Annotated in this window: 20 protein-coding genes; all 20 read left to right on the plus strand. The window is 61.3% G+C overall.

Annotated features, from left to right (window positions below; translation table 11 throughout):
- Nucleotides 1-18: 18 nt before the first annotated feature.
- Nucleotides 19-1143 carry a tRNA 2-thiouridine(34) synthase MnmA gene (gene mnmA, locus J1G34_RS05800; RefSeq protein ID WP_222993544.1) on the plus strand — a complete coding sequence of 375 codons (1125 nt, stop codon included), beginning with the start codon at nucleotides 19-21 and terminating at the stop codon, nucleotides 1141-1143.
- Complete coding sequence (gene hflD, locus J1G34_RS05805; RefSeq protein WP_017137510.1) at nucleotides 1140-1763, plus strand: high frequency lysogenization protein HflD; 624 nt, start codon at nucleotides 1140-1142, stop codon at nucleotides 1761-1763. The genes mnmA and hflD overlap by 4 nt, the downstream gene beginning before the upstream one ends.
- 125 nt (nucleotides 1764-1888) lie before the next feature.
- Nucleotides 1889-3259: an adenylosuccinate lyase gene (gene purB / locus J1G34_RS05810; protein ID WP_065894939.1), complete on the plus strand. Its 1371-nt coding sequence runs from the start codon at nucleotides 1889-1891 to the stop codon at nucleotides 3257-3259.
- 85 nt (nucleotides 3260-3344) lie between these two features.
- The gene (locus J1G34_RS05815; RefSeq protein ID WP_065884956.1) at nucleotides 3345-4511 is read left to right on the plus strand and encodes a ribosomal protein uL16 3-hydroxylase; all 1167 of its coding nucleotides are present in this window, start codon (nucleotides 3345-3347) and stop codon (nucleotides 4509-4511) included.
- Nucleotides 4504-4926, plus strand: a complete 423-nt coding sequence (locus tag J1G34_RS05820) for a GNAT family N-acetyltransferase (protein ID WP_065884955.1) — start codon at nucleotides 4504-4506, stop codon at nucleotides 4924-4926. Before J1G34_RS05815 ends, J1G34_RS05820 begins: the two co-directional genes overlap by 8 nt.
- 220 nt (nucleotides 4927-5146) lie before the next feature.
- Nucleotides 5147-5884: a secretin N-terminal domain-containing protein gene (locus J1G34_RS05825; RefSeq protein ID WP_222993545.1), complete on the plus strand. Its 738-nt coding sequence runs from the start codon at nucleotides 5147-5149 to the stop codon at nucleotides 5882-5884.
- A gap of 177 nt (nucleotides 5885-6061) precedes the next feature.
- A complete protein-coding gene (aceA, locus tag J1G34_RS05830; protein WP_025858968.1) occupies nucleotides 6062-7387 on the plus strand; it encodes an isocitrate lyase in 1326 nt (441 codons plus the stop codon).
- 638 nt (nucleotides 7388-8025) lie between these two features.
- Nucleotides 8026-8439, plus strand: coding sequence for an NADH-quinone oxidoreductase subunit A (locus J1G34_RS05835; protein WP_003192109.1), 414 nt, complete (start codon nucleotides 8026-8028; stop codon nucleotides 8437-8439).
- Between the two features lie 10 nt (nucleotides 8440-8449).
- The gene (locus J1G34_RS05840; protein WP_003174719.1) at nucleotides 8450-9124 is read left to right on the plus strand and encodes a NuoB/complex I 20 kDa subunit family protein; all 675 of its coding nucleotides are present in this window, start codon (nucleotides 8450-8452) and stop codon (nucleotides 9122-9124) included.
- A 72-nt stretch (nucleotides 9125-9196) separates the two neighbouring features.
- The gene (nuoC, locus tag J1G34_RS05845; protein WP_122463769.1) at nucleotides 9197-10981 is read left to right on the plus strand and encodes an NADH-quinone oxidoreductase subunit C/D; all 1785 of its coding nucleotides are present in this window, start codon (nucleotides 9197-9199) and stop codon (nucleotides 10979-10981) included.
- Between the two features lie 2 nt (nucleotides 10982-10983).
- The gene (gene nuoE, locus J1G34_RS05850) at nucleotides 10984-11481 is read left to right on the plus strand and encodes an NADH-quinone oxidoreductase subunit NuoE (RefSeq protein WP_003232080.1); all 498 of its coding nucleotides are present in this window, start codon (nucleotides 10984-10986) and stop codon (nucleotides 11479-11481) included.
- Entirely contained in the window at nucleotides 11478-12836 is a 1359-nt protein-coding gene (nuoF, locus tag J1G34_RS05855) for an NADH-quinone oxidoreductase subunit NuoF (RefSeq protein ID WP_057024316.1), read from the plus strand. Before nuoE ends, nuoF begins: the two co-directional genes overlap by 4 nt.
- Nucleotides 12837-12972: 136 nt before the next feature.
- Nucleotides 12973-15687 (plus strand): NADH-quinone oxidoreductase subunit NuoG, encoded by a 2715-nt coding sequence (gene nuoG / locus J1G34_RS05860; RefSeq protein WP_065897548.1) that lies wholly within the window; start codon nucleotides 12973-12975, stop codon nucleotides 15685-15687.
- Entirely contained in the window at nucleotides 15684-16691 is a 1008-nt protein-coding gene (nuoH, locus tag J1G34_RS05865; protein ID WP_003192116.1) for an NADH-quinone oxidoreductase subunit NuoH, read from the plus strand. The genes nuoG and nuoH overlap by 4 nt, the downstream gene beginning before the upstream one ends.
- Nucleotides 16692-16702: 11 nt before the next feature.
- Entirely contained in the window at nucleotides 16703-17251 is a 549-nt protein-coding gene (gene nuoI, locus J1G34_RS05870; protein ID WP_003174725.1) for an NADH-quinone oxidoreductase subunit NuoI, read from the plus strand.
- A gap of 9 nt (nucleotides 17252-17260) precedes the next feature.
- Nucleotides 17261-17764 (plus strand): NADH-quinone oxidoreductase subunit J, encoded by a 504-nt coding sequence (gene nuoJ / locus J1G34_RS05875; protein ID WP_065884950.1) that lies wholly within the window; start codon nucleotides 17261-17263, stop codon nucleotides 17762-17764.
- A 2-nt stretch (nucleotides 17765-17766) separates the two neighbouring features.
- Entirely contained in the window at nucleotides 17767-18075 is a 309-nt protein-coding gene (gene nuoK / locus J1G34_RS05880) for an NADH-quinone oxidoreductase subunit NuoK (RefSeq protein WP_003174727.1), read from the plus strand.
- Nucleotides 18072-19925, plus strand: coding sequence for an NADH-quinone oxidoreductase subunit L (gene nuoL, locus J1G34_RS05885; RefSeq protein ID WP_065894935.1), 1854 nt, complete (start codon nucleotides 18072-18074; stop codon nucleotides 19923-19925). Before nuoK ends, nuoL begins: the two co-directional genes overlap by 4 nt.
- Nucleotides 19926-19974: 49 nt before the next feature.
- Entirely contained in the window at nucleotides 19975-21507 is a 1533-nt protein-coding gene (gene nuoM / locus J1G34_RS05890; protein ID WP_065884948.1) for an NADH-quinone oxidoreductase subunit M, read from the plus strand.
- Nucleotides 21508-21514: 7 nt separating this feature from the next.
- Nucleotides 21515-22978: an NADH-quinone oxidoreductase subunit NuoN gene (gene nuoN / locus J1G34_RS05895; protein WP_065936050.1), complete on the plus strand. Its 1464-nt coding sequence runs from the start codon at nucleotides 21515-21517 to the stop codon at nucleotides 22976-22978.
- The last annotated feature ends 238 nt before the right edge of the window (nucleotides 22979-23216 follow it).

A 23216-nucleotide genomic window follows, 5' to 3' on the forward strand; every position in this document is an offset into this window, starting at 1 on the left:
GACACCCGTTGAAACCCTATGCGTGATCCAGCCCCTTCTGACACACAAAAGAAGCGCGTCATCGTCGGCATGTCCGGCGGCGTGGATTCTTCCGTTTCCGCCGTTCTGCTCATGGAGCAGGGTTATGAGGTGGAAGGCCTGTTCATGAAGAACTGGGAAGAAGACGATGGAACGGAATATTGCACCGCCATGGACGACCTGGCGGACGCCCAGGCCGTGTGCGACAAGATCGGTATCAAGCTGCACACCGCCAACTTCGCCGCCGAGTACTGGGACAACGTGTTCGAGCACTTCCTGGCCGAATACAAGGCCGGCCGTACGCCGAACCCGGACATCCTGTGCAACCGCGAGATCAAGTTCAAGGCATTCCTCGACTACGCCATGATGCTGGGCGCCGACCTGATCGCCACTGGCCACTACGTACGCCGCCGCGATATCGATGGCCGTACCGAACTGCTCAAGGGCCTGGACCCGAACAAGGACCAGAGCTACTTCCTGCACGCCGTCGGCGGTGAACAGATCGCCAAGACCCTGTTCCCGGTCGGTGAGCTGGAAAAGCCCGAAGTGCGCAGGATCGCCGAGAAACACGGCCTGGCCACCGCCAAGAAGAAAGACTCTACCGGCATCTGCTTTATCGGCGAACGCCGCTTCAGTGATTTCCTCAAGCAATACCTGCCGGCACAACCGGGCGAAATCAAAACCACTGACGGCGAAGTGATCGGCCGTCACCACGGCCTGATGTACCACACCATCGGCCAGCGTCAGGGCCTGGGCATCGGCGGCTTGAAAGACGCCGGTGAAGAGCCGTGGTACGTGCTGGTCAAGGACCTGGAAAACAACGTGCTGATCGTCGGCCAGGGCAACGAACACCCGCTGCTGTTCTCAGGCGCCCTGCTTGCTTCGGACATCTATTGGGTCAACCCGATTGACCTGAGCACCCCGCGCCGGCTGACCGCCAAAGTACGCTATCGCCAGAGCGACCAGCCGTGCACCCTGGAAAAAACCGCCACGGGTTACCGCGCCACCTTCGATGACCCGCAACGCGCGGTCACTCCAGGCCAATCCGTGGTGTTCTATGAGGGCGAAATCTGCCTGGGCGGCGGCGTCATCGAAGTCGCGCAAGCCTGGAGCAACCCGGCATGAGCCCGACCCAAGAGCAATTGACGGCCCTTGGCGGTGTATTTCTGGCTGCGGTACTGGTGGACAAGATCGCCAAGACCGGCCAGGTCACCGAGGCAGGCCTGACCTGCATGCTCGGCAGCTTGTTGATCCGCGACCCCAAGGACACCCTGGAAGTCTACGGCGGCGACGACCTGGCCTTGCGTGAAGGTTACCGGGCCCTGATCGGCGCCCTGGAACGCGACCCCAGCACCTTGCAGCGCGAACCCTTGCGCTACGCCCTGTCGATGCTGGGCCTCGAGCGCCAGTTGGCCAAGCGTGACGACCTGCTCGAAACCATCGGCAAACGCCTGCCGCAGATCCAATCCCAGGTTGAACATTTTGGCCCGGCCCACGAAAACGTGATTGCAGCCTGTGGCGCGCTGTACCAGGACACCTTGAGCACCTTGCGCCAGCGCATCCAGGTGCACGGCGACATGCGCAACCTGCAGCAACCGAACAACGCCTCGAAAATCCGCGCCCTGCTCCTGGCGGGTATTCGTTCGGCGCGGTTGTGGCGCCAGTTGGGCGGTCATCGTTGGCAACTGGTGATCAGCCGACGCAAATTGCTCAAAGAGCTTTACCCGTTGATGCGCAACGAATAAGTCGCACCAGCAAACCTTTTTCACGCTGTTACGCGTAATACGCCGGTCAGTTGGCGACGGACCGGCGAATTTTTTCATGTATGATACGCGCCCCATTTCGTTGCCCGACTGTCCGAGAACACCCCATGCAGCTTTCTTCGCTCACTGCGGTTTCCCCTGTTGACGGCCGCTACGCCGGCAAAACCCAGGCCCTGCGCCCTATTTTCAGCGAATACGGTTTGATCCGTGCTCGTGTCCTGGTTGAAGTGCGCTGGCTCCAGCGCCTGGCCGCTCACCCCGCCATCAGCGAAGTGCCGGCGTTTTCCGCCGAGGCCAACGCTGCCTTGAATACCCTGGCGGAAAACTTCTCCCTGGAGCACGCCGAACGTGTGAAAGAGATCGAGCGCACCACCAACCACGACGTCAAGGCCATCGAGTACCTGCTCAAAGAGCAAGCGGCCAAGCTGCCGGAACTGGCCCAGGTCAGCGAGTTCATCCACTTTGCCTGCACCAGCGAGGACATCAACAACCTGTCCCACGCCCTGATGCTGCGCGAAGGCCGTGATGACGTAATGCTGCCGCTGATGCGCCAGACCGCCGAAGCGATCCGCGAACTGGCGATCCGCTTCGCCGCCGTGCCGATGCTCTCGCGCACCCACGGCCAGCCGGCATCGCCGACCACCCTGGGCAAGGAACTGGCCAACGTGGTGTACCGCCTGGAGCGCCAGATCGCACAAGTCGCCGCCGTGCCGCTGCTGGGCAAGATCAACGGCGCCGTGGGCAACTACAACGCGCACCTGTCGGCCTACCCCGAGATCGACTGGGAAGCCAACGCCCGCGCCTTCATCGAAGACGAGCTGGGCCTGGGCTTCAACCCCTACACCACGCAGATCGAACCCCACGACTACATCGCCGAGCTGTTCGACGCGATCGCACGCTTCAACACTATCCTGATCGACTTCGATCGCGATATCTGGGGCTACATCTCCCTGGGCTACTTCAAGCAGCGCACCATTGCCGGTGAAATCGGATCGTCGACCATGCCGCACAAGGTCAACCCGATCGACTTCGAAAACTCCGAAGGCAACCTCGGCATCGCCAACGCCCTGTTCCAGCACCTGGCCAGCAAGTTGCCGATCTCGCGCTGGCAGCGCGACCTGACCGACTCCACCGTACTGCGCAATCTCGGCGTGGGCTTTGCCCACAGCGTGATCGCGTATGAAGCCAGCCTCAAGGGCATCAGCAAGCTGGAGCTCAACGAGCAGAAAATCGCCGCTGACCTGGATGCCTGCTGGGAAGTCCTGGCTGAGCCGATCCAGACCGTGATGCGCCGCTACAACATCGAAAACCCTTACGAGAAGCTCAAAGAGTTGACGCGCGGCAAGGGCATCACCTCCGATGCGCTGCAAACTTTCATCGACGGCCTGGACATGCCAGCTGCCGCCAAGGCCGAGCTGAAACTGCTCACCCCGGCCAACTACATCGGTAACGCTGTAGAGCAAGCCAAGCGCATCTGATCATCGCACGACCCTTTGAGACGCCCGGCCGCGCCGGGCGTTTTTATTCCTGTCTTAAAAGTGCTTTTTTTTCAATAGGTTACACATGAATCCTGATATCCCTCTTCAACTACTGGGCGGCATCACGGCACGGGAATTCCTGCGCGACTACTGGCAGAAGAAACCGCTGCTGATCCGCCAGGCCATCCCCGACTTCGAAAGCCCGATCGACGCCGACGAACTGGCCGGCCTGGCCCTGGAAGAAGAAGTCGAGTCGCGCCTGGTGATCGAACACGGCGAACGTCCGTGGGAGCTGCGTCGCGGCCCGTTCGCCGAAGACGCCTTCAGCACCCTGCCCGAGCGTGAATGGACCCTGCTGGTACAGGCGGTGGATCAGTTCGTGCCGGAAGTCGCCGAGCTGCTCGAGCACTTTCGCTTCCTGCCAAGCTGGCGCATCGATGATGTGATGATCAGCTTCGCCGCGCCGGGTGGCAGTGTCGGCCCGCATTTCGATAACTACGATGTGTTCCTGCTGCAAGCCCAGGGCAAGCGCAACTGGAAAATCGGCCAGATGTGCAATTCTGAAAGCCCGCTGCTGCAGCACGCCGACCTGCGCATCCTCGCCGAATTCGAAGAAAGCGCCGAATGGGTCCTCGAACCGGGCGACATGCTCTACCTGCCGCCGCGCCTGGCGCACTTCGGCATTGCCGAAGACGACTGCATGACCTACTCGGTAGGCTTCCGCGCGCCGAGTGCCGCCGAGGTGCTGACCCACTTCACCGACTTCCTCAGCCAGTACCTGACCGACGAAGAGCGCTACACCGATGCCGACGCCCAGCCGGTCAGCGACCCGCATCAGATTCAGAGCGATGCGCTGGATCGCCTCAAGAGCCTGCTGGCCGAGCACATGAGCGACGAGCGCATGCTGCTGACCTGGTTCGGCCAGTTCATGACCGAACCGCGCTACCCGGAGCTGGTGGCAGGCGAAGAGCTGGGCGAGGACGACTTCATCAGCAGCCTGCAAGACGGCGCGATCCTGGTGCGCAACCCGAGTGCGCGCCTGGCCTGGTCGGAAGTGGACGACGACGTGTTGCTGTTCGCCAGCGGCCAGAGCCGTTACCTGCCGGGCAAACTGCGCGAACTGTTGAAACTGGTGTGCTCGGCAGACGCCCTGCATAGCGAGAACCTCGGCGCCTGGCTGGCCGACGAAGACGGCCGCGACCTGCTGTGCGAACTGGTCAAGCAAGGCAGCCTGGGGTTTGCGGATGAATAGGATTCACGTAAGTGTCGCGGACTGGCGAAAGGATATCGACGAGATTCGGCGCATTCGTGAAGCGGTATTCATCGCTGAACAATCGGTTCCACCCGAGCTGGAATGGGACGCGGATGACGCCGGTGCGATGCACTTTCTAGCGTTCGAAGGTGATTTCCCGATTGGCACCGCTCGGCTGCTGCCCAGCGGCGAGATCGGCCGCGTGTCGGTACTCAAGGACTGGCGCGGGCTGAAGGTTGGCGACAAGTTGATGGAAGCGGTGATCGGCGTGGCCGAGAAGCGCGGCCAGAGCCGGCAATTCCTCAGTGCACAGGTGTATGCCGCGCCGTTCTACGAGCGGCTGGGCTTCAAGATTGTCAGTGATGAGTTTCTTGAAGTCGGGATTCCGCATGTGGATATGGTGCGCGGGGACTGATCCGGGACCGCGTCGCGGCTATCGGGGGCAAGCCCCCTCCCACACTTGAAGATGTACTCGGTCAAAATGTGGGAGGGGGCTTGCCCCCGATAGCTATTTCAGCAACACCAAAAAATGCCCTGCCTTGCCAGGGCATTTTGCCGTCTACGATTCAACTTGCGACCCGACGGGCCGACAAACTGGCACTATCCAAGCCAAATGAATTGCAGAGATAACGGACATGTCCCTACGCACCCTGCTCACCGCCCTCCTCCTGGCTGCCAGCGCATCGGCCATGGCCGACACCGAAGTGGTCAACCTGAGCAACCGCACCAGCGCCGACCTGTTGCCCGTGGCGCAGAACTTTATCGGCAAGGATGGCACCGTGAGTGCCTATGGCAATCAGCTCATCGTCAACGCGGCGCCGACAAAGATCGAAGGCCTGCGCACCCTGCTCGCTCAACTCGACACCCCGGCCAAGCGCCTGCTGATCACGGTCGACACCAATGAAAACAACCAGCAGACCAGCGGCGACAGCCAGACCCGTATCATCAGCTACGGCACCACCAGCCGCGACGGCGGCATCCAGCAGGTCCAGGCCAGCGAAGGCGTGCCGGCGCTGATCCAGGTCGGCCAAAGCGTACCGCTGACCACCACCCAGCAGGACAGCTACGGGCGCCTGCAGAACCAGACCCAGTATCGCAACGTCACCCAGGGTTTCTACGTGACCGCCAGCGTCACCGGCGAGACCGTTCACCTGGCCATCAGTACCAACCGTGACCGCATGAGCCAGGAACGTCCCGATGTAGTGAACGTACAAAGTACCGACACAACTGTCAGCGGCCGCCTGGGCGAATGGATTTCCCTGGCCGGCGTCAACCGTGAGACCCAGGCCGATAAATCCTCTACAACCCGCAGCTACGCTACTCAGGGCCGCGATGACGTGACGGTGCGGGTCAAGGTCGACACGCTGAACTGAAGCACCAAAAACTGACTGGCGAGTCGTATTAGACTAAATATGTAGTGCCTGAAAAAAAGCACTACAAAACATTTGACGCCCCCAAAAAGGCTGTGCATGATGGCCTCGCTCCCGCTAATCAAGGGCCCTGGGAAGGGCCTTCGAACCCTACAAGACGCGACGACGAGGTTTAACTACATGGCACTGACACGCGAACAGCAAATTGCAGCCCTTGAAAAAGACTGGGCTGAAAACCCACGCTGGAAAGGCGTGACCCGCGCTTATTCCGCTGCTGACGTCGTCCGCCTGCGTGGCTCGGTCCAACCTGAGCACACCTTTGCAAAACTCGGCGCCGAGAAGCTGTGGAACCTGGTCACCCAGGGGGCCAAGCCGTCCTTCCGTCCCGACAAAGATTTCGTCAACTGCATGGGCGCCCTCACTGGCGGCCAGGCAGTGCAGCAGGTAAAAGCCGGTATCCAGGCGATCTACCTGTCCGGCTGGCAAGTGGCCGCGGACAACAACTCCGCTGAATCCATGTACCCCGACCAATCGCTGTACCCGGTGGACTCCGTGCCGACCGTGGTCAAGCGCATCAACAACTCGTTCCGTCGTGCCGACCAGATCCAGTGGAAAGCCGGTAAAGGTCCGGGCGACGAAGGCTACATCGACTACTTCGCGCCTATCGTGGCCGACGCCGAAGCCGGTTTCGGCGGCGTACTCAACGCCTACGAGCTGATGAAGAGCATGATCGAGGCGGGCGCCGCCGGCGTGCACTTCGAAGACCAGCTGGCCTCGGTGAAAAAATGCGGCCACATGGGCGGCAAAGTGCTGGTTCCGACCCAGGAAGCCGTACAGAAATTGACCGCCGCCCGTTTGGCCGCTGACGTTGCCGGTACGCCAACCATCATCCTGGCGCGCACCGATGCCAACGCCGCTGACCTGCTGACTTCGGACTGCGACCCGTACGACCAGCCATTCGTCACCGGCGAACGCACCCAGGAAGGTTTCTATAAAGTGCGCGCCGGTCTCGACCAGGCAATCGCCCGTGGCCTGGCCTACGCGCCGTACGCCGACCTGATCTGGTGCGAAACCGCCAAGCCGGACCTGGACGAAGCGCGTCGCTTCGCCGAAGCGATCAAGAAGGAATACCCGGACCAACTGCTGTCCTACAACTGCTCGCCTTCCTTCAACTGGAAGAAGAACCTGGACGACGCGACCATCGCCAAGTTCCAGCGTGAACTGTCCGCCATGGGCTACAAGCACCAGTTCATCACCCTGGCCGGCATTCACAACATGTGGCACAGCATGTTCAACCTGGCGCACGACTACGCCCGCAACGACATGACCGCCTACGTGAAGCTGCAGGAGCAGGAATTCGCTGACGCCGCCAAAGGCTACACCTTCGTGGCGCACCAGCAGGAAGTGGGCACCGGCTACTTCGACGACATGACCACCGTGATCCAGGGCGGCACCTCGTCCGTGACCGCGCTGACCGGTTCGACCGAGGAAGAGCAGTTCCACTGAGTGACTGAGTACACGGCCACTGTGGCCCCAGGGAAGACCTAACCGCAGTGCCGCACAGCCATCACGCCCCGACTGGTTCGGGGCGTTTTTTTGCGCGTAAAAAATGCCGCTGGAACAACGCAGATCAAAATGTGGGAGGGGGCTTGCCCCCGATAGCGGTGGGCCAGCAACCGATGTGCTGACTGACACCCGGCAATCGGGGGCAAGCCCCTCCCACAAGGGATTTTGCAAAAAACATTGATCCAGAGCGGTGTCCGCCCGGATCAAATCAGTTAAAAGATGCGCACCCATAACTAAGCGACACTCAACCAAGTAACGGCAACTTACCCTGCTACACGAGAAACATTCGCTTAAACCCCACGCAAACAATATTCATTATCATTTGGAATGAGAAAACTTCGTTACCACTTAAACAAAACACATTTGATAAAAAGCCCGCTAATGCCCGCCCTGCAAGGGCTACAGCCCTATAAAGGTGCACTATGTGCTTATTCCGCCGAATAATTTCGCCACAGGAATTTTACTTGCCCGGTGTTTAGCCATAAAATCACCGCGATTGATTGCAGTGCGACATATCGTCACTGCATCGTGACTTTTTCGAGCTCAGAGACCTTTGCTCTCTGTTAAGGATTTCCAGCATGACCGACGCGACAGGACTCATGGCCCACAACTGGGGCTTTGCCATTTTCCTCCTCGGTGTTGTGGGGCTTTGCGCCTTCATGCTCGGCGTCTCCAGCCTCCTCGGGTCAAAAGCCTGGGGTCGCAGCAAAAACGAACCGTTCGAGTCGGGCATGCTACCTACAGGTGGCGCCCGCTTGCGGCTCTCAGCCAAATTCTATCTGGTCGCGATGCTCTTCGTGATCTTCGATATCGAAGCCCTCTTTCTCTTTGCCTGGTCTGTGTCCGTCCGCGAAAGCGGCTGGACCGGATTCGTCGAAGCTCTCGTTTTCATAGCAATTCTGTTGGCAGGTCTTGTCTACCTGTTCCGAGTGGGCGCCCTTGACTGGGCTCCGGAAGCTCGTCGCAAGCGGCAAGCGAAGCTGAAACAATGAGGCTTTGGCGATGCAATACAATCTCACCAGGATCGACCCGGATGCTCCTAACGAGCAGTACCCCATCGGCGAACGGGAAACCGTTTCCGACCCGTTAGAAGACCAAGTCCACAAAAACATCTACATGGGCAAGCTGGAAGACGTGCTGAGTGGCGCGGTCAACTGGGGGCGTAAGAACTCCCTGTGGCCGTACAACTTCGGCCTTTCGTGCTGCTACGTGGAAATGACCACCGCCTTCACGGCGCCCCACGACATCGCGCGCTTTGGCGCCGAGGTTATCCGGGCATCGCCGCGCCAGGCGGATTTCATGGTTATCGCCGGTACCTGCTTTATCAAGATGGCGCCGATCATCCAGCGTCTCTATGAGCAAATGCTCGAACCGAAATGGGTGATCTCCATGGGTTCGTGCGCCAACTCCGGTGGCATGTACGACATCTACTCCGTCGTTCAAGGGGTGGACAAGTTCCTGCCCGTGGACGTCTACGTGCCTGGCTGCCCGCCCCGTCCCGAAGCATTCCTGCAAGGCTTGATGCTGTTGCAGGAATCGATTGGCAAGGAGCGTCGCCCGCTGTCCTGGGTCGTCGGCGATCAAGGCGTGTACCGCGCCGAGATGCCGTCCCAAAAGGAACAGCGCCGCGAACAGCGAATCGCAGTCACCAACCTGCGCAGCCCCGACGAAGTCTGATCCAGCCCGCTTCTTTTTATAGAACGAAAACCTGGCTTCATTCTTTACGTTGACCGAAAGCGATAAAAAACCATGACTACAGGCAGTGCTCTGTATATCCCGCCTTACAAGGCAGACGACCAGGATGTGGTTGTCGAACTCAATAACCGTTTTGGCCCTGACGCCTTCACCGCCCAGGCCACACGCACCGGTATGCCGGTGCTGTGGGTGGCGCGTGCCAGGCTCGTCGAAGTCCTGAGCTTCCTGCGCAACCAGCCCAAGCCGTACGTCATGCTCTATGACCTGCATGGCGTGGACGAGCGTCTGCGCACCAAGCGCCAGGGCTTGCCGAGCGGCGCCGATTTCACCGTGTTCTACCACTTGATGTCGCTGGAACGTAACAGTGACGTGATGATCAAGGTCGCGCTGAGCGAGAGCGACCTGAGCGTCCCGACCGTGACCGGTATCTGGCCGAACGCCAGTTGGTACGAGCGTGAAGTGTGGGACATGTTCGGTATCGATTTCCCGGGCCACCCGCACCTGACGCGCATCATGATGCCGCCGACCTGGGAAGGTCACCCGCTGCGCAAGGACTACCCTGCCCGCGCCACCGAGTTCGACCCGTTCAGCCTGACCCTCGCCAAGCAGCAGCTTGAAGAAGAGGCCGCGCGCTTCCGTCCGGAAGACTGGGGCATGAAGCGTTCCGGCACCAACGAGGACTACATGTTCCTCAACCTGGGCCCGAACCACCCTTCGGCCCACGGCGCCTTCCGGATCATCCTGCAACTGGACGGCGAGGAAATCGTCGACTGCGTCCCGGACATCGGCTACCACCACCGTGGCGCCGAAAAGATGGCCGAGCGTCAATCCTGGCACAGCTTCATCCCCTACACCGACCGTATCGACTACCTCGGCGGCGTGATGAACAACCTGCCGTACGTGCTCTCGGTCGAGAAGCTGGCCGGTATCAAAGTGCCGGACCGCGTCGACACCATCCGCATCATGATGGCCGAGTTCTTCCGCATCACCAGCCACCTGCTGTTCCTGGGTACCTACATCCAGGACGTCGGCGCCATGACCCCGGTGTTCTTTACCTTCACCGACCGCCAGCGCGCCTACAAGGTCATCGAAGCCGTCACCGGTTTCCGCCTGCACCCGGCCTGGTACCGCATCGGCGGTGTGGCCCACGACCTGCCGAACGGCTGGGAGCGCCTGGTCAAGGAATTCATCGACTGGATGCCCAAGCGTCTGGACGAGTACCAGAAGGCCGCCCTGGATAACAGCATCCTCAAGGGCCGTACCATCGGCGTCGCGCAATACAACACCAAAGAGGCCCTGGAATGGGGCGTCACCGGTGCCGGCCTGCGTTCCACCGGTTGCGACTTCGACCTGCGCAAGGCGCGCCCGTACTCCGGCTACCAGAACTTCGAGTTCGAAGTGCCGCTGGCGGCCAATGGCGATGCCTACGACCGTTGCATCGTGCGCGTCGAAGAAATGCGCCAGAGCCTGAAGATCATCGAGCAATGCATGCGCAACATGCCGGCAGGCCCGTACAAGGCGGATCACCCGCTGACCACGCCGCCGCCCAAAGAGCGCACGCTGCAGCACATCGAAACCCTGATCACGCACTTCCTGCAAGTCTCGTGGGGCCCGGTGATGCCGGCCAACGAGTCCTTCCAGATGATTGAAGCGACCAAGGGCATCAACAGTTATTACCTGACGAGCGATGGCGGCACCATGAGCTACCGCACCCGGATTCGTACCCCAAGCTTCCCGCACTTGCAGCAGATCCCTTCGGTGATCAAAGGCGAGATGGTCGCGGACTTGATTGCGTACCTGGGTAGTATCGATTTCGTTATGGCCGACGTGGACCGCTAAGCATGAACAGCACGCTTATCCAGACAGACCGTTTCACCCTGAGTGAAACCGAGCGCTCGGCCATCGAGCACGAGCTGCATCACTACGAAGACCCGCGCGCGGCGTCGATCGAAGCCTTGAAGATCGTCCAGAAGGAACGTGGCTGGGTGCCGGACGGCGCACTCTACGCCATCGGCGAGATCCTCGGCATTCCCGCCAGCGACGTTGAAGGCGTGGCCACGTTCTACAGCCAGATCTTCCGCCAGCCGGTGGGCCGCCACATCATTCGCGTGTGCGACAGCATGGTTTGCTACATCGGTGGCCACGAGTCCGTGGTCAGCGAGATCCAGGCCAAACTGGGCATCGGCCTCGGCCAGACCACCGCCGACGGCCGCTTCACGCTGCTGCCGGTGTGCTGCCTGGGCAACTGCGACAAGGCGCCGGCGTTGATGATCGACGACGACACATTCGGTGACGTACAGCCTGCTGGCGTGACCCAATTGCTCGAGGGCTACCCATGACCCTGACTTCCTTCGGCCCGGCCAACCTGATCAAGCGTTCGGCCGAGACCCACCCGCTGACCTGGCGCCTGCGTGATGACGGTGAGCCGGTATGGCTTGACGAATACCAGGCCAAGAACGGCTACGCCGCCGCGCGCAAGGCCTTCGCCGACATGGCCCAGGACGATATCGTCCAGACAGTGAAAGACGCCGGCCTTAAAGGCCGCGGCGGTGCAGGCTTCCCCACGGGTGTTAAGTGGGGCCTGATGCCCAAGGACGAATCCATCAACATCCGCTACCTGTTGTGCAACGCGGATGAAATGGAGCCCAACACCTGGAAAGACCGCATGCTGATGGAGCAACTGCCCCATCTGCTGATCGAAGGCATGCTGATCAGCGCCCGCGCGCTGAAAACCTATCGGGGTTATATCTTCCTGCGCGGCGAGTACACCACCGCCGCCAAGCACCTCAACCGTGCCGTGGCCGAAGCCAAGGCGGCGGGCCTGCTGGGCAAGAACATCCTGGGCTCGGGTTTCGACTTTGAGCTGTTCGTGCACACCGGCGCCGGGCGTTATATCTGCGGTGAAGAAACCGCACTGATCAACTCCCTCGAAGGCCGCCGCGCCAACCCGCGTTCCAAGCCGCCCTTCCCTGCCGCCGTGGGCGTGTGGGGCAAGCCGACCTGCGTGAACAACGTCGAGACCCTGTGCAACGTGCCGGCGATCATCGCCGACGGCGTGGACTGGTACAAATCGTTGGCCCGTGAAGGCAGTGAAGACATGGGCACCAAGCTCATGGGCTTCTCCGGCAAGGTCAAGAACCCGGGCCTGTGGGAACTGCCATTCGGCGTGACCGCGCGCGAGCTGTTCGAGGACTACGCCGGCGGCATGCGCGACGGCTACACCTTGAAAGCCTGGCAGCCAGGCGGCGCCGGCACCGGTTTCCTGCTGCCCGAGCACCTCGACGCACAGATGTATGCCGGCGGCATCGGCAAGGTGGGCACCCGGATGGGCACCGGCCTGGCGATGGCGGTGGACAACACGGTGAACATGGTCTCGCTGCTGCGCAACATGGAGCAGTTCTTTGCCCGTGAATCCTGCGGCTTCTGCACCCCTTGCCGCGACGGTCTGCCGTGGAGCGTCAAGCTGCTGATGGCCCTGGAAAACGGCGAAGGCCGCGAGGGTGATATCGAAACCCTGCTCGGGCTGGTCGGTTTCCTCGGCCCAGGCAAGACCTTCTGTGCTCACGCACCGGGCGCAGTGGAGCCATTGGGCAGCGCAATCAAATACTTCCGCCCTGAATTCGAGGCCGGCATCGCGCCAACCCGCGCGGGTGAACTCACTCAGGTGGTATCACCGACCATGGTCGGTGCGTAGAGCTTAAAGAAGCGAAGGGCCCGTGCCCTTCGCTTTTCTCATGTGCGGACGCCTTGATGGCTGTGTTGATGCACATGAATAACAAGATTCCATTAGCCACGCCCGCTGACAACGGGCCAACGAAGAACTTTGAACCATGGCCACTATCCACGTAGACGGCAAAGCGCTCGAAGTCGATGGGGCGGACAACCTGTTACAGGCATGTCTGTCACTCGGCCTCGACATCCCGTATTTCTGCTGGCACCCCGCGCTTGGTAGCGTCGGTGCCTGTCGCCAGTGTGCGGTCAAGCAATACACCGACGAGAACGACACCCGTGGTCGTATCGTCATGTCCTGCATGACCCCAGCCACCGACAACACCTGGATCTCCATCGACGATGAAGAATCCAAGGCGTTCCGCGCCAGCGTGGTCGAATGGCTGATGACCAACCACCCCCACGACTGCCCGGTCTGTGAGGAAGGCGGTCATTGCCACCTGCAAGACATGACGGTGATGACCGGCCACAACGAGCGCCGCTATCGCTTCACCAAGCGTACCCACCAGAACCAGGACCTCGGCCCATTCATTTCCCACGAAATGAACCGCTGCATCGCCTGCTATCGCTGCGTGCGCTTCTATAAAGACTACGCCGGCGGCACTGACCTCGGCGTATTCGGCGCCCACGACAACGTGTACTTCGGTCGCGTTGAAGACGGCGTGCTTGAAAGCGAGTTCTCCGGCAACCTCACCGAGGTCTGCCCGACCGGTGTGTTCACCGACAAGACTCACTCCGAGCGCTACAACCGCAAGTGGGACATGCAGTTCGCCCCGAGCATCTGCCACGGCTGCTCCAGCGGTTGCAACATCTCCCCGGGCGAGCGCTACGGCGAATTGCGTCGTATCGAAAACCGCTTCAACGGTTCAGTCAACCAGTACTTCCTGTGCGACCGTGGCCGTTTCGGCTATGGCTACGTCAACCGCGAAGACCGCCCACGCCAGCCGCTGCTGGCCGATGGCGCCAAGCTGAGCCTGGACGCGGCGCTGGATAAAGCCGCCGACCTGTTGCGCGGGCGTAATATCGTCGGTATCGGTTCACCCCGCGCCAGCCTCGAAAGCAACTTCGCGTTGCGCGAACTGGTCGGTGCCGAGCACTTCTACAGCGGTATCGAAGCCGGTGAACTGGAGCGCATCCGCCTGGTCCTGCAAGTGCTGAACGACAGCCCGCTGCCGGTACCGAACATGCGCGACATCGAAGACCACGATGCGATCTTCGTGCTCGGTGAAGACCTGACCCAGACCGCCGCGCGCATTGCCCTGTCTCTGCGCCAATCGGTCAAAGGCAAGGCCGAAGAGATGGCCGACGCCATGCGCGTACAACCGTGGCTTGACGCGGCGGTGAAAAACATCGGCCAGCACGCGCTGAACCCGCTGTTTATCGCATCCCTGGCTGAAACCAAGCTCGACGATATCGCCGAAGAATGCGTCCACGCCGCACCGGACGACCTGGCCCGCCTCGGTTTCGCCGTGGCCCATGCCCTCGACGCCAGCGCGCCGGCCGTTGAAGGCCTGGACGCTGAAGCTGTCGAGTTGGCTCAGCGTATTGCCGACGCCCTGCTGGCGGCCAAGCGCCCCTTGATCATTGCCGGTACCTCGTTGGGTTCCAAGGCGCTGATCGAAGCCGCCGCCAACATCGCCAAGGCCCTGAAACTGCGCGACAAGAACGGCTCCATCAGCCTGGTCGTGCCGGAAGCCAACAGCCTCGGCCTGGCCATGCTCGGCGGCGAGTCCGTGGATGCCGCGCTGCAAGCGGTGATCGACGGCAATGCCGACGCCATCGTCGTGCTGGAAAACGACCTGTATACCCGCACCGCTGCGGCCAAGGTTGACGCTGCACTCAACGCCGCCCAGGTGCTGATCGTTGCCGACCACCAGAAGACCGCCACCAGCGAGCGTGCCCACCTGGTATTGCCGGCGGCGACCTTCGCCGAAGGCGACGGCACCCTGGTCAGCCAGGAAGGCCGCGCCCAGCGTTTCTTCCAGGTGTTCGATCCGAAGTACATGGACGCCAGCATCCTGGTTCATGAAGGTTGGCGCTGGCTGCATGCCCTGCGCGCGACCCTGCTGAACCAGCCGATCGACTGGACCCAACTCGACCACGTCACCGCCGCGACCGCTGCAAGCACACCGCAACTTGCGCGGATTGTCGATGCCGCACCGTCCGCTTCGTTCCGCATCAAGGGCCTGAAACTGGCGCGTGAACCGCTGCGCTACTCCGGGCGCACCGCCATGCGTGCTGACATCAGCGTGCATGAACCCCGTACGCCGCAAGACATCGACACCGCGTTCGCCTTCTCCATGGAAGGTTACTCGGGTTCGGCCGAACCGCGTCAGCAGGTGCCGTTTGCCTGGTCTCCGGGTTGGAACTCGCCGCAGGCCTGGAACAAGTTCCAGGACGAAGTCGGTGGTCACATCCGCGCGGGCGACCCGGGCACCCGCCTGATCGAAAGCAGCGGCGATTCGCTGAACTGGTTCGCTGCGGTACCGCGTCCGTTCAACCCGGCGCCGGGCACCTGGCAGGTCGTGCCATTCTTCCACCTGTTCGGCAGCGAAGAGACCTCTTCCAAGGCCGCGCCGGTTCAAGAACGTATCCCCGCAGCCTACGTGTCGCTGGCCAAGTCCGAAGCCGACCGCCTGGGCGTCAACGACGGTGCCCTGCTCAGCCTGAGCGTGGCCGGCCAGACCCTGCGTCTGCCGCTGCGCATCAACGACGAGCTGGGCGCCGGCCTGGTTGCACTGCCAAAAGGCCTCGCCGGGATTCCTCCAGCGATCTTTGGCCACACCGTTGACGGTCTGCAGGAGGCAGCGCAATGACTTGGTTCACTCCTGAAGTGATCGACGTGATCATCTCGGTGGTCAAGGCCATCGTGATCCTGTTGGCCGTGGTCGTCGCGGGCGCCCTGCTCAGCTTCGTCGAACGTCGCCTGCTGGGCTGGTGGCAGGACCGTTACGGTCCGAACCGCGTTGGCCCGTTCGGCATGTTCCAGATCGCCGCCGACATGCTGAAAATGTTCTTCAAGGAAGACTGGACCCCGCCGTTCGCCGACAAGGTGATCTTCACCCTGGCGCCGGTCGTGGCCATGAGCGCCTTGCTGATCGCCTTCGCGATCATCCCGATCACCCCGACCTGGGGCGTGGCGGACCTGAACATTGGCCTGCTGTTCTTCTTCGCCATGGCCGGTTTGTCGGTGTATGCGGTGCTGTTCGCCGGCTGGGCAAGTAACAACAAGTTCGCCCTGCTCGGCAGCCTGCGTGCCTCGGCGCAAACCGTCTCCTATGAAGTGTTCATGGGGTTGGCACTGATGGGCATCGTGGTGCAGGTTGGCTCGTTCAACATGCGCGACATCGTCGAGTACCAGGCGCAGAACCTGTGGTTCATCATTCCGCAGTTCTTTGGCTTCTGTACCTTCTTCATCGCGGGCGTGGCCGTGACTCACCGTCACCCCTTCGACCAGCCGGAAGCGGAACAGGAACTGGCCGACGGTTACCACATTGAATATGCCGGCATGAAGTGGGGCATGTTCTTCGTCGGTGAGTACATCGGCATCATCTTGATCTCGGCCCTGCTGGTCACGCTGTTCTTCGGCGGCTGGCACGGCCCGTTCGGCATCCTGCCGCAGTTGGCCTTCTTCTGGTTCTTCCTGAAGACCGCGTTCTTCATCATGCTGTTCATCCTGCTGCGCGCCTCGATTCCGCGCCCGCGCTATGACCAGGTGATGGATTTCAGCTGGAGATTCTGCCTGCCGCTGACCCTGATCAATTTGCTGGTGACGGCTGCCGTCGTGTTGTTGAACACGCCGGCTGCCGCGGTTCAGTGAGGATTTGACCCATGTTCAAATATATTGGCGACATCGTTAAGGGTACCGGTACCCAGTTGCGAAGCCTGGTGATGGTGTTCGGTCACGGCTTTCGCAAACGCGACACCCTGCAATACCCGGAAGAGGCGGTGTACCTGCCGCCGCGCTATCGCGGACGCATCGTATTGACCCGCGACCCCGATGGCGAAGAGCGTTGCGTAGCCTGCAACCTGTGCGCCGTGGCCTGCCCGGTAGGTTGCATCTCCCTGCAGAAAGCTGAAACCGAAGACGGTCGCTGGTACCCGGACTTCTTCCGCATCAACTTCTCGCGCTGCATTTTCTGCGGCCTGTGCGAGGAAGCTTGCCCGACCACCGCAATCCAGCTCACACCGGATTTCGAGATGGCCGAGTTCAAACGTCAGGACCTGGTGTACGAGAAAGAAGATCTGCTGATCTCTGGTCCCGGTAAAAACCCTGATTACAACTTCTATCGTGTTGCAGGTATGGCCGTTGCCGGTAAGCCAAAAGGCGCCGCACAAAACGAAGCCGAGCCGATCAACGTGAAGAGCTTGCTGCCTTAAGGAAGAAAGATGGAATTCGCTTTCTATTTCGCATCGGGTATCGCAGTGGTGTCCACGCTTCGCGTGATCACCAACACCAACCCCGTGCACGCCCTGCTCTACCTGATCATTTCGCTGATCGCCGTGGCCATGACCTTTTTCGCACTCGGCGCACCGTTCGCCGGTGTGCTGGAAGTGATCGCCTATGCCGGCGCCATCATGGTGCTGTTCGTGTTTGTGGTGATGATGCTCAACCTGGGGCCGGCTTCGGTCGCCCAGGAACGCGTCTGGCTCAAGCCCGGCATCTGGCTCGGCCCGGTTGTCCTCGCAGCCCTGCTGCTGGGTGAACTGCTGTATGTGCTGTTCGCTCACCAGAGCGGCCAGGCCATCGGCCACACCACCGTGGACGCGAAAGCCGTGGGCGTCAGCCTGTTCGGCCCGTACCTGCTGGTGGTCGAACTGGCTTCGATGCTGCTGCTTGCCGCAGCCATCACGGCCTTCCACTTGGGCCGCAACGAAGCCAAGGAGCAATGACGATGCCTGCTATCCCTTTGGAGCATGGTCTGGCGGTCGCCGGCATCCTGTTCTGCCTTGGCCTGGTCGGCCTGATGGTTCGCCGTAACATTTTGTTCGTGTTGATGAGCCTGGAAATCATGATGAACGCTGCGGCACTGGCGTTCATCGTGGCAGGCGCACGTTGGGGCCAGCCGGATGGACAAGTCATGTTCATCCTGGTGATCAGCCTGGCAGCCGCCGAGGCCAGTATCGGCCTGGCGATCCTGCTGCAACTGTATCGTCGCTTCCACACGCTTGATATCGACGCTGCCAGTGAGATGCGCGGATGAACATGATCTTTCTGACTTTCGTATTTCCCCTGATCGGTTTCCTGCTGCTGTCGTTCTCTCGCGGACGCTGGTCGGAGAACCTCTCGGCCCTGATCGGCGTAGGCTCGATTGGCTTGTCGGCCATCGTTGCCGCCTACGTCATCTGGCAATTCAACGTAGCGCCGCCCGAAGGCGGTCACTACACCCTGGTGCTGTGGCAGTGGATGTCGGTGGAGGGCTTCAAGCCCAACTTCGCCCTCTATGTCGACGGCCTGTCGATCACCATGCTCGGCGTGGTGGTGGGCGTGGGCTTCCTGATCCACCTGTTCGCGTCCTGGTACATGCGCGGTGAAGCGGGCTACTCGCGCTTCTTCTCGTACACCAACCTGTTTATCGCCAGCATGCTGTTCCTGGTGCTGGGCGATAACCTGTTGTTCCTGTACTTCGGCTGGGAAGGCGTGGGCCTGTGCTCGTACCTGTTGATCGGTTTCTACTACAGCAACCGCAACAACGGTAACGCCGCACTCAAGGCGTTTATCGTCACGCGGATCGGCGACGTGTTCATGGCCATCGGCCTGTTCATCCTGTTCCAACAGGTGGGCACGCTGAACATCCAGGAACTGCTGGTGCTGGCACCGCAGAAATTCCAGGTCGGCGATTTCTGGATCACCCTGGCGACCCTGATGCTGCTGGGCGGTGCCGTGGGTAAATCCGCGCAACTGCCACTGCAGACCTGGCTGGCGGATGCGATGGCCGGTCCTACCCCGGTGTCGGCACTGATCCACGCCGCGACCATGGTCACCGCCGGTGTCTACCTGATTGCCCGTACCCACGGCCTGTTCACCCTGGCGCCGGACATCCTGCACCTGGTCGGCATCGTCGGCGGCGTGACCCTGGTACTGGCCGGCTTTGCCGCGCTGGTCCAAACCGACATCAAGCGTATCCTCGCCTACTCGACCATGAGCCAGATCGGCTACATGTTCCTGGCCCTGGGCGTCGGCGCCTGGGACGCGGCGATCTTCCACCTGATGACCCACGCCTTCTTCAAGGCCCTGCTGTTCCTTGCTTCCGGTGCGGTGATCGTTGCCTGCCATCACGAGCAGAACATCTTCAAGATGGGTGGCCTGTGGAAGAAACTGCCACTGGCCTACGCCAGCTTCATCGTCGGTGGTGCCGCCCTGGCCGCCCTGCCGCTGGTGACCGCAGGCTTCTACTCCAAGGACGAAATCCTCTGGGAAGCGTTTGCCAGCGGTAACCATAACCTGCTGTACGCAGGCCTGGTGGGCGCGTTCATGACCTCGCTGTACACCTTCCGCCTGATCTTCATCACCTTCCACGGTGAAGCCAAGACCGAAGCCCACGCAGGCCATGGCATCTCGCACTGGTTGCCGTTGTCGGTGCTGATCATCCTGTCGACGTTCATCGGCGCGCTGATCACCCCGCCATTGGCCGGTGTACTGCCGCAAAGCGTCGGCCATGCCGGCGGCGCCGACAAGCACAGCCTGGAGATCGCCTCGGGCGCCATCGCCATCGCCGGTATCCTGCTCGCAGCCCTGCTGTTCCTCGGCAAGCGTCGCCTGGTAACCGCCGTGGCCAACAGTGGCATTGGCCGCTTCCTCTCGGCCTGGTGGTTCGCCGCCTGGGGCTTCGACTGGATCTACGACAAACTGTTCGTCAAGCCTTACCTTGCGATCAGCCACGTGCTGCGCAAAGACCCGCTCGACCAGACCATCGGTCTGATCCCGCGCGCCGCCAAGGCCGGTCACACCGCCCTGAGCCGCAGCGAGACCGGCCAATTGCGTTGGTATGCAGCGTCCATGGCGGCCGGTGCCGTGCTGGTGATCGGCGCCATCGTGGTGGTGGCGGTATGACTATGAACTTTGCGAACTTTGCAAACTTGCGAAAGGAAACGAGCCTGTCATGATTCTGCCCTGGCTAATCCTGATCCCCTTTATCGGCGGCCTGCTCTGCTGGATGGGTGAACGCTTCGGCGCCACCCTCCCCCGCTGGATCGCGTTGCTGACCATGTCCCTGGAACTCGCGCTCGGCCTCTGGCTGTGGGCACACGGCGACTATTCATTCGCTCCGGCACCGGGTGTCGATCCCACCTTCGCGCTTGAATTCAAGCACGTGTGGATCCAGCGCTTCGGCATCAACGTGCACCTGGCGCTGGACGGCCTGTCGCTGTTGATGATCCTGCTGACCGGCCTGCTGGGTATCCTCTCGGTACTCTGCTCGTGGAAAGAGATTCAGCGTCACGTAGGCTTCTTCCACCTGAACCTGATGTGGATCCTGGGCGGCGTTGTCGGCGTGTTCCTGGCGCTGGACCTGTTCATGTTCTTCTTCTTCTGGGAAATGATGCTGGTGCCGATGTACTTCCTCATCGCGCTCTGGGGTCACAGTTCTTCGGACGGCAAGAAAACCCGGATCTACGCGGCGACCAAGTTCTTCATCTTCACCCAGGCCTCCGGCCTGATCATGTTGGTGGCGATCCTGGGCCTGGTCCTGGTCAACTTCAACAGCACCGGCGTGATCACGTTCAACTACGCCGACCTGTTGAAGACCAAGATGTCGCTGACCACCGAGTACGTGCTGATGCTGGGCTTCTTCATCGCGTTCGCGGTGAAGCTGCCGGTGGTGCCGTTCCACTCCTGGTTGCCTGACGCCCACGCCCAGGCGCCGACCGCCGGTTCCGTGGACCTCGCCGGTATCCTGTTGAAGACCGCCGCCTACGGCCTGCTGCGCTTCGCCCTGCCGCTGTTCCCGAATGCCTCGGCCGAATTTGCGCCGATTGCCATGACCCTGGGTCTGATCGGGATCTTCTACGGCGCGTTCCTGGCCTTCGCGCAAACCGACATCAAGCGTCTGATCGCCTTCTCGTCCGTTTCCCACATGGGTTTCGTACTGATCGGCATCTACTCCGGCAGCCAGCTGGCGTTGCAAGGCGCGGTAATCCAGATGTTGGCCCACGGTGTGTCGGCCGCTGCACTCTTTATCCTGAGTGGTCAGCTGTACGAGCGTCTGCACACCCGTGACATGCGTGAGATGGGTGGCGTGTGGTCGCGCATCGCTTACCTGCCGGCCATCAGCCTGTTCTTCGCCGCTGCGTCCCTGGGCCTGCCGGGTACCGGTAACTTCATCGGCGAGTTCCTGATCCTGATGGGGGCCTTCGTGCAGACGCCGTGGATCAGTGCCATTGCCACCTCCGGCCTGGTGTTCGGTTCGGTCTACTCGCTGATCATGATCCACCGCGCCTACTTCGGCCCGGCCAAGTCCGACACCGTCCTGCAAGGAATGGATGCGCGCGAACTGATCATGGTGCTCGGCCTTGCGGTGCTGCTGATCTACATCGGCGTATACCCGCAGCCGTTCCTGGACACGTCCGCCGCCACGATGCATGGCGTGCAGCAGTGGTTCGGCACCGCCTTCTCTCAACTCGCTTCGGCCCGGTAAGAGCGCTATGGAATTCACGATCCAACACTTTATCGCGCTTGCGCCGCTGCTGATCACCAGCCTCACCATTGTGGTGGTGATGCTGGCGATCGCCTGGCGCCGCAATCATTCGCAAACGTTCCTGCTGTCCTGTGCCGGTTTGAACCTGGCCCTGCTGTCGATCATCCCGGCCCTCAAGGTCGCGCCACTGGCGGTCACGCCATTGATGATGGTCGATGACTTCGCCCTGCTGTACATCGCCCTGATCCTGGTGGCGACCCTGGCCTGTGTCACGCTCGCCCATGCCTACCTCGGCGAAGGCGCCGCCGGCTACCCGGGCAACAAGGAAGAGCTGTACCTGCTGATCCTGCTGGCCGCGGCCGGTGGCATCGTGCTGGTCAGCGCACAGCACCTGGCCGGCCTGTTCATCGGCCTGGAACTGCTGTCGATCCCGACCTACGGCCTGGTGGCGTATGCCTTCTTCAGCAAGCGCTCCCTGGAAGCCGGCATTAAATACATGGTGCTGTCGGCCGCCGGTTCCGCGTTCCTGTTGTTCGGCATGGCCCTGCTCTACGCCGAAGCCGGCAGCCTGAGCTTCACCGGTATCGGCCACGCCCTGGCCGCCACCAATAGCCCGGCGCCGATTGCCCAACTGGGCCTGGCGATGATGCTGATCGGCCTGGCGTTCAAGCTGTCGCTGGTGCCCTTCCACCTGTGGACCCCGGACGTGTACGAAGGCGCCCCGGCGCCGGTGGCCGCGTTCCTGGCCACGGCGTCCAAGGTTGCCGTGTTTGCAGTGATGGTGCGTCTGTTCCAGATCTCGCCTGCGGCCAACACCGGCGTGCTGAGCAACGTGCTGACCGTGATCGCCATTGCGTCGATCCTGTTCGGCAACCTGCTGGCGCTGACCCAGAACAACCTCAAGCGTCTGCTGGGTTATTCGTCCATCGCCCACTTCGGCTACCTGCTGATCGCCCTGGTGGCGAGCAAAGGCCTGGCCGTGGAAGCCATCGGCGTGTACCTGGTCACCTACGTGATCACCAGCCTCGGCGCATTCGGTGTAATCACGCTGATGTCCTCGCCGTACAAAGGCCGTGACGCCGACGCCCTGTACGAATACCGCGGCCTGTTCTGGCGCCGTCCGTACCTGACCGCCGTGCTGACCGTGATGATGCTGTCGCTGGCGGGTATCCCGCTGACGGCCGGCTTTATCGGCAAGTTCTACATCGTGGCGACCGGTGTTCAAGCGCATGAATGGTGGCTGGTTGCGTCCTTGGTGCTGGGCTCCGCCATCGGCGTGTTCTATTACCTGCGCGTGATGGTCACCCTGTACCTGATCGAGCCGAACCTGCGCCGTGTGGACGCCGAGCTGCATTGGGAACAGAAGGCAGGTGGCGTGATGCTGCTGGCCATCGCCCTGCTCGCGTTCTTCCTGGGCGTGTACCCGCAACCGTTGCTCACCTTGGTGCAGCATGCGGTGCTGGGGGTTTGATTGCTTAGGTTGATGCAGTAAAAAGAACGGCGCCTTTAGGCGCCGTTTTGCATTTCCAAGGCGTGTTTTTCCTCCTTCCCTGCTCGCTGACTTTTCCTTCTTGCTATACCTCTTCCTCTGGCATCTCCCCTGCTGGAAAGGGTTCTATGGTGTTTGCGTTTTAAGAAAGTTCCCACAGCAAGGGCACTTGACCCAAGGCGAGTGGGCCACCAAACTATACGCAGGCTACGTACAGAAC

Origin of the sequence: Pseudomonas sp. Wu6 (assembly GCF_019891515.1) — a bacterium.
Taxonomy (GTDB): Bacteria; Pseudomonadota; Gammaproteobacteria; order Pseudomonadales; family Pseudomonadaceae; genus Aquipseudomonas; species Aquipseudomonas orientalis_A.

Bases quoted from the DNA above. Each gene is read 5' to 3' on its own strand.
- mnmA (WP_222993544.1), top strand. From the start codon at position 19: ATGCGTGATCCAGCCCCTTCTGACACACAAAAGAAGCGCGTCATCGTC.
- hflD (WP_017137510.1), top strand. From the start codon at position 1,140: ATGAGCCCGACCCAAGAGCAATTGACGGCCCTTGGCGGTGTATTTCTG.
- purB (WP_065894939.1), top strand. From the start codon at position 1,889: ATGCAGCTTTCTTCGCTCACTGCGGTTTCCCCTGTTGACGGCCGCTAC.
- J1G34_RS05815 (WP_065884956.1), top strand. From the start codon at position 3,345: ATGAATCCTGATATCCCTCTTCAACTACTGGGCGGCATCACGGCACGG.
- J1G34_RS05820 (WP_065884955.1), top strand. From the start codon at position 4,504: ATGAATAGGATTCACGTAAGTGTCGCGGACTGGCGAAAGGATATCGAC.
- J1G34_RS05825 (WP_222993545.1), top strand. From the start codon at position 5,147: ATGTCCCTACGCACCCTGCTCACCGCCCTCCTCCTGGCTGCCAGCGCA.
- aceA (WP_025858968.1), top strand. From the start codon at position 6,062: ATGGCACTGACACGCGAACAGCAAATTGCAGCCCTTGAAAAAGACTGG.
- J1G34_RS05835 (WP_003192109.1), top strand. From the start codon at position 8,026: ATGACCGACGCGACAGGACTCATGGCCCACAACTGGGGCTTTGCCATT.
- J1G34_RS05840 (WP_003174719.1), top strand. From the start codon at position 8,450: ATGCAATACAATCTCACCAGGATCGACCCGGATGCTCCTAACGAGCAG.
- nuoC (WP_122463769.1), top strand. From the start codon at position 9,197: ATGACTACAGGCAGTGCTCTGTATATCCCGCCTTACAAGGCAGACGAC.
- nuoE (WP_003232080.1), top strand. From the start codon at position 10,984: ATGAACAGCACGCTTATCCAGACAGACCGTTTCACCCTGAGTGAAACC.
- nuoF (WP_057024316.1), top strand. From the start codon at position 11,478: ATGACCCTGACTTCCTTCGGCCCGGCCAACCTGATCAAGCGTTCGGCC.
- nuoG (WP_065897548.1), top strand. From the start codon at position 12,973: ATGGCCACTATCCACGTAGACGGCAAAGCGCTCGAAGTCGATGGGGCG.
- nuoH (WP_003192116.1), top strand. From the start codon at position 15,684: ATGACTTGGTTCACTCCTGAAGTGATCGACGTGATCATCTCGGTGGTC.
- nuoI (WP_003174725.1), top strand. From the start codon at position 16,703: ATGTTCAAATATATTGGCGACATCGTTAAGGGTACCGGTACCCAGTTG.
- nuoJ (WP_065884950.1), top strand. From the start codon at position 17,261: ATGGAATTCGCTTTCTATTTCGCATCGGGTATCGCAGTGGTGTCCACG.
- nuoK (WP_003174727.1), top strand. From the start codon at position 17,767: ATGCCTGCTATCCCTTTGGAGCATGGTCTGGCGGTCGCCGGCATCCTG.
- nuoL (WP_065894935.1), top strand. From the start codon at position 18,072: ATGAACATGATCTTTCTGACTTTCGTATTTCCCCTGATCGGTTTCCTG.
- nuoM (WP_065884948.1), top strand. From the start codon at position 19,975: ATGATTCTGCCCTGGCTAATCCTGATCCCCTTTATCGGCGGCCTGCTC.
- nuoN (WP_065936050.1), top strand. From the start codon at position 21,515: ATGGAATTCACGATCCAACACTTTATCGCGCTTGCGCCGCTGCTGATC.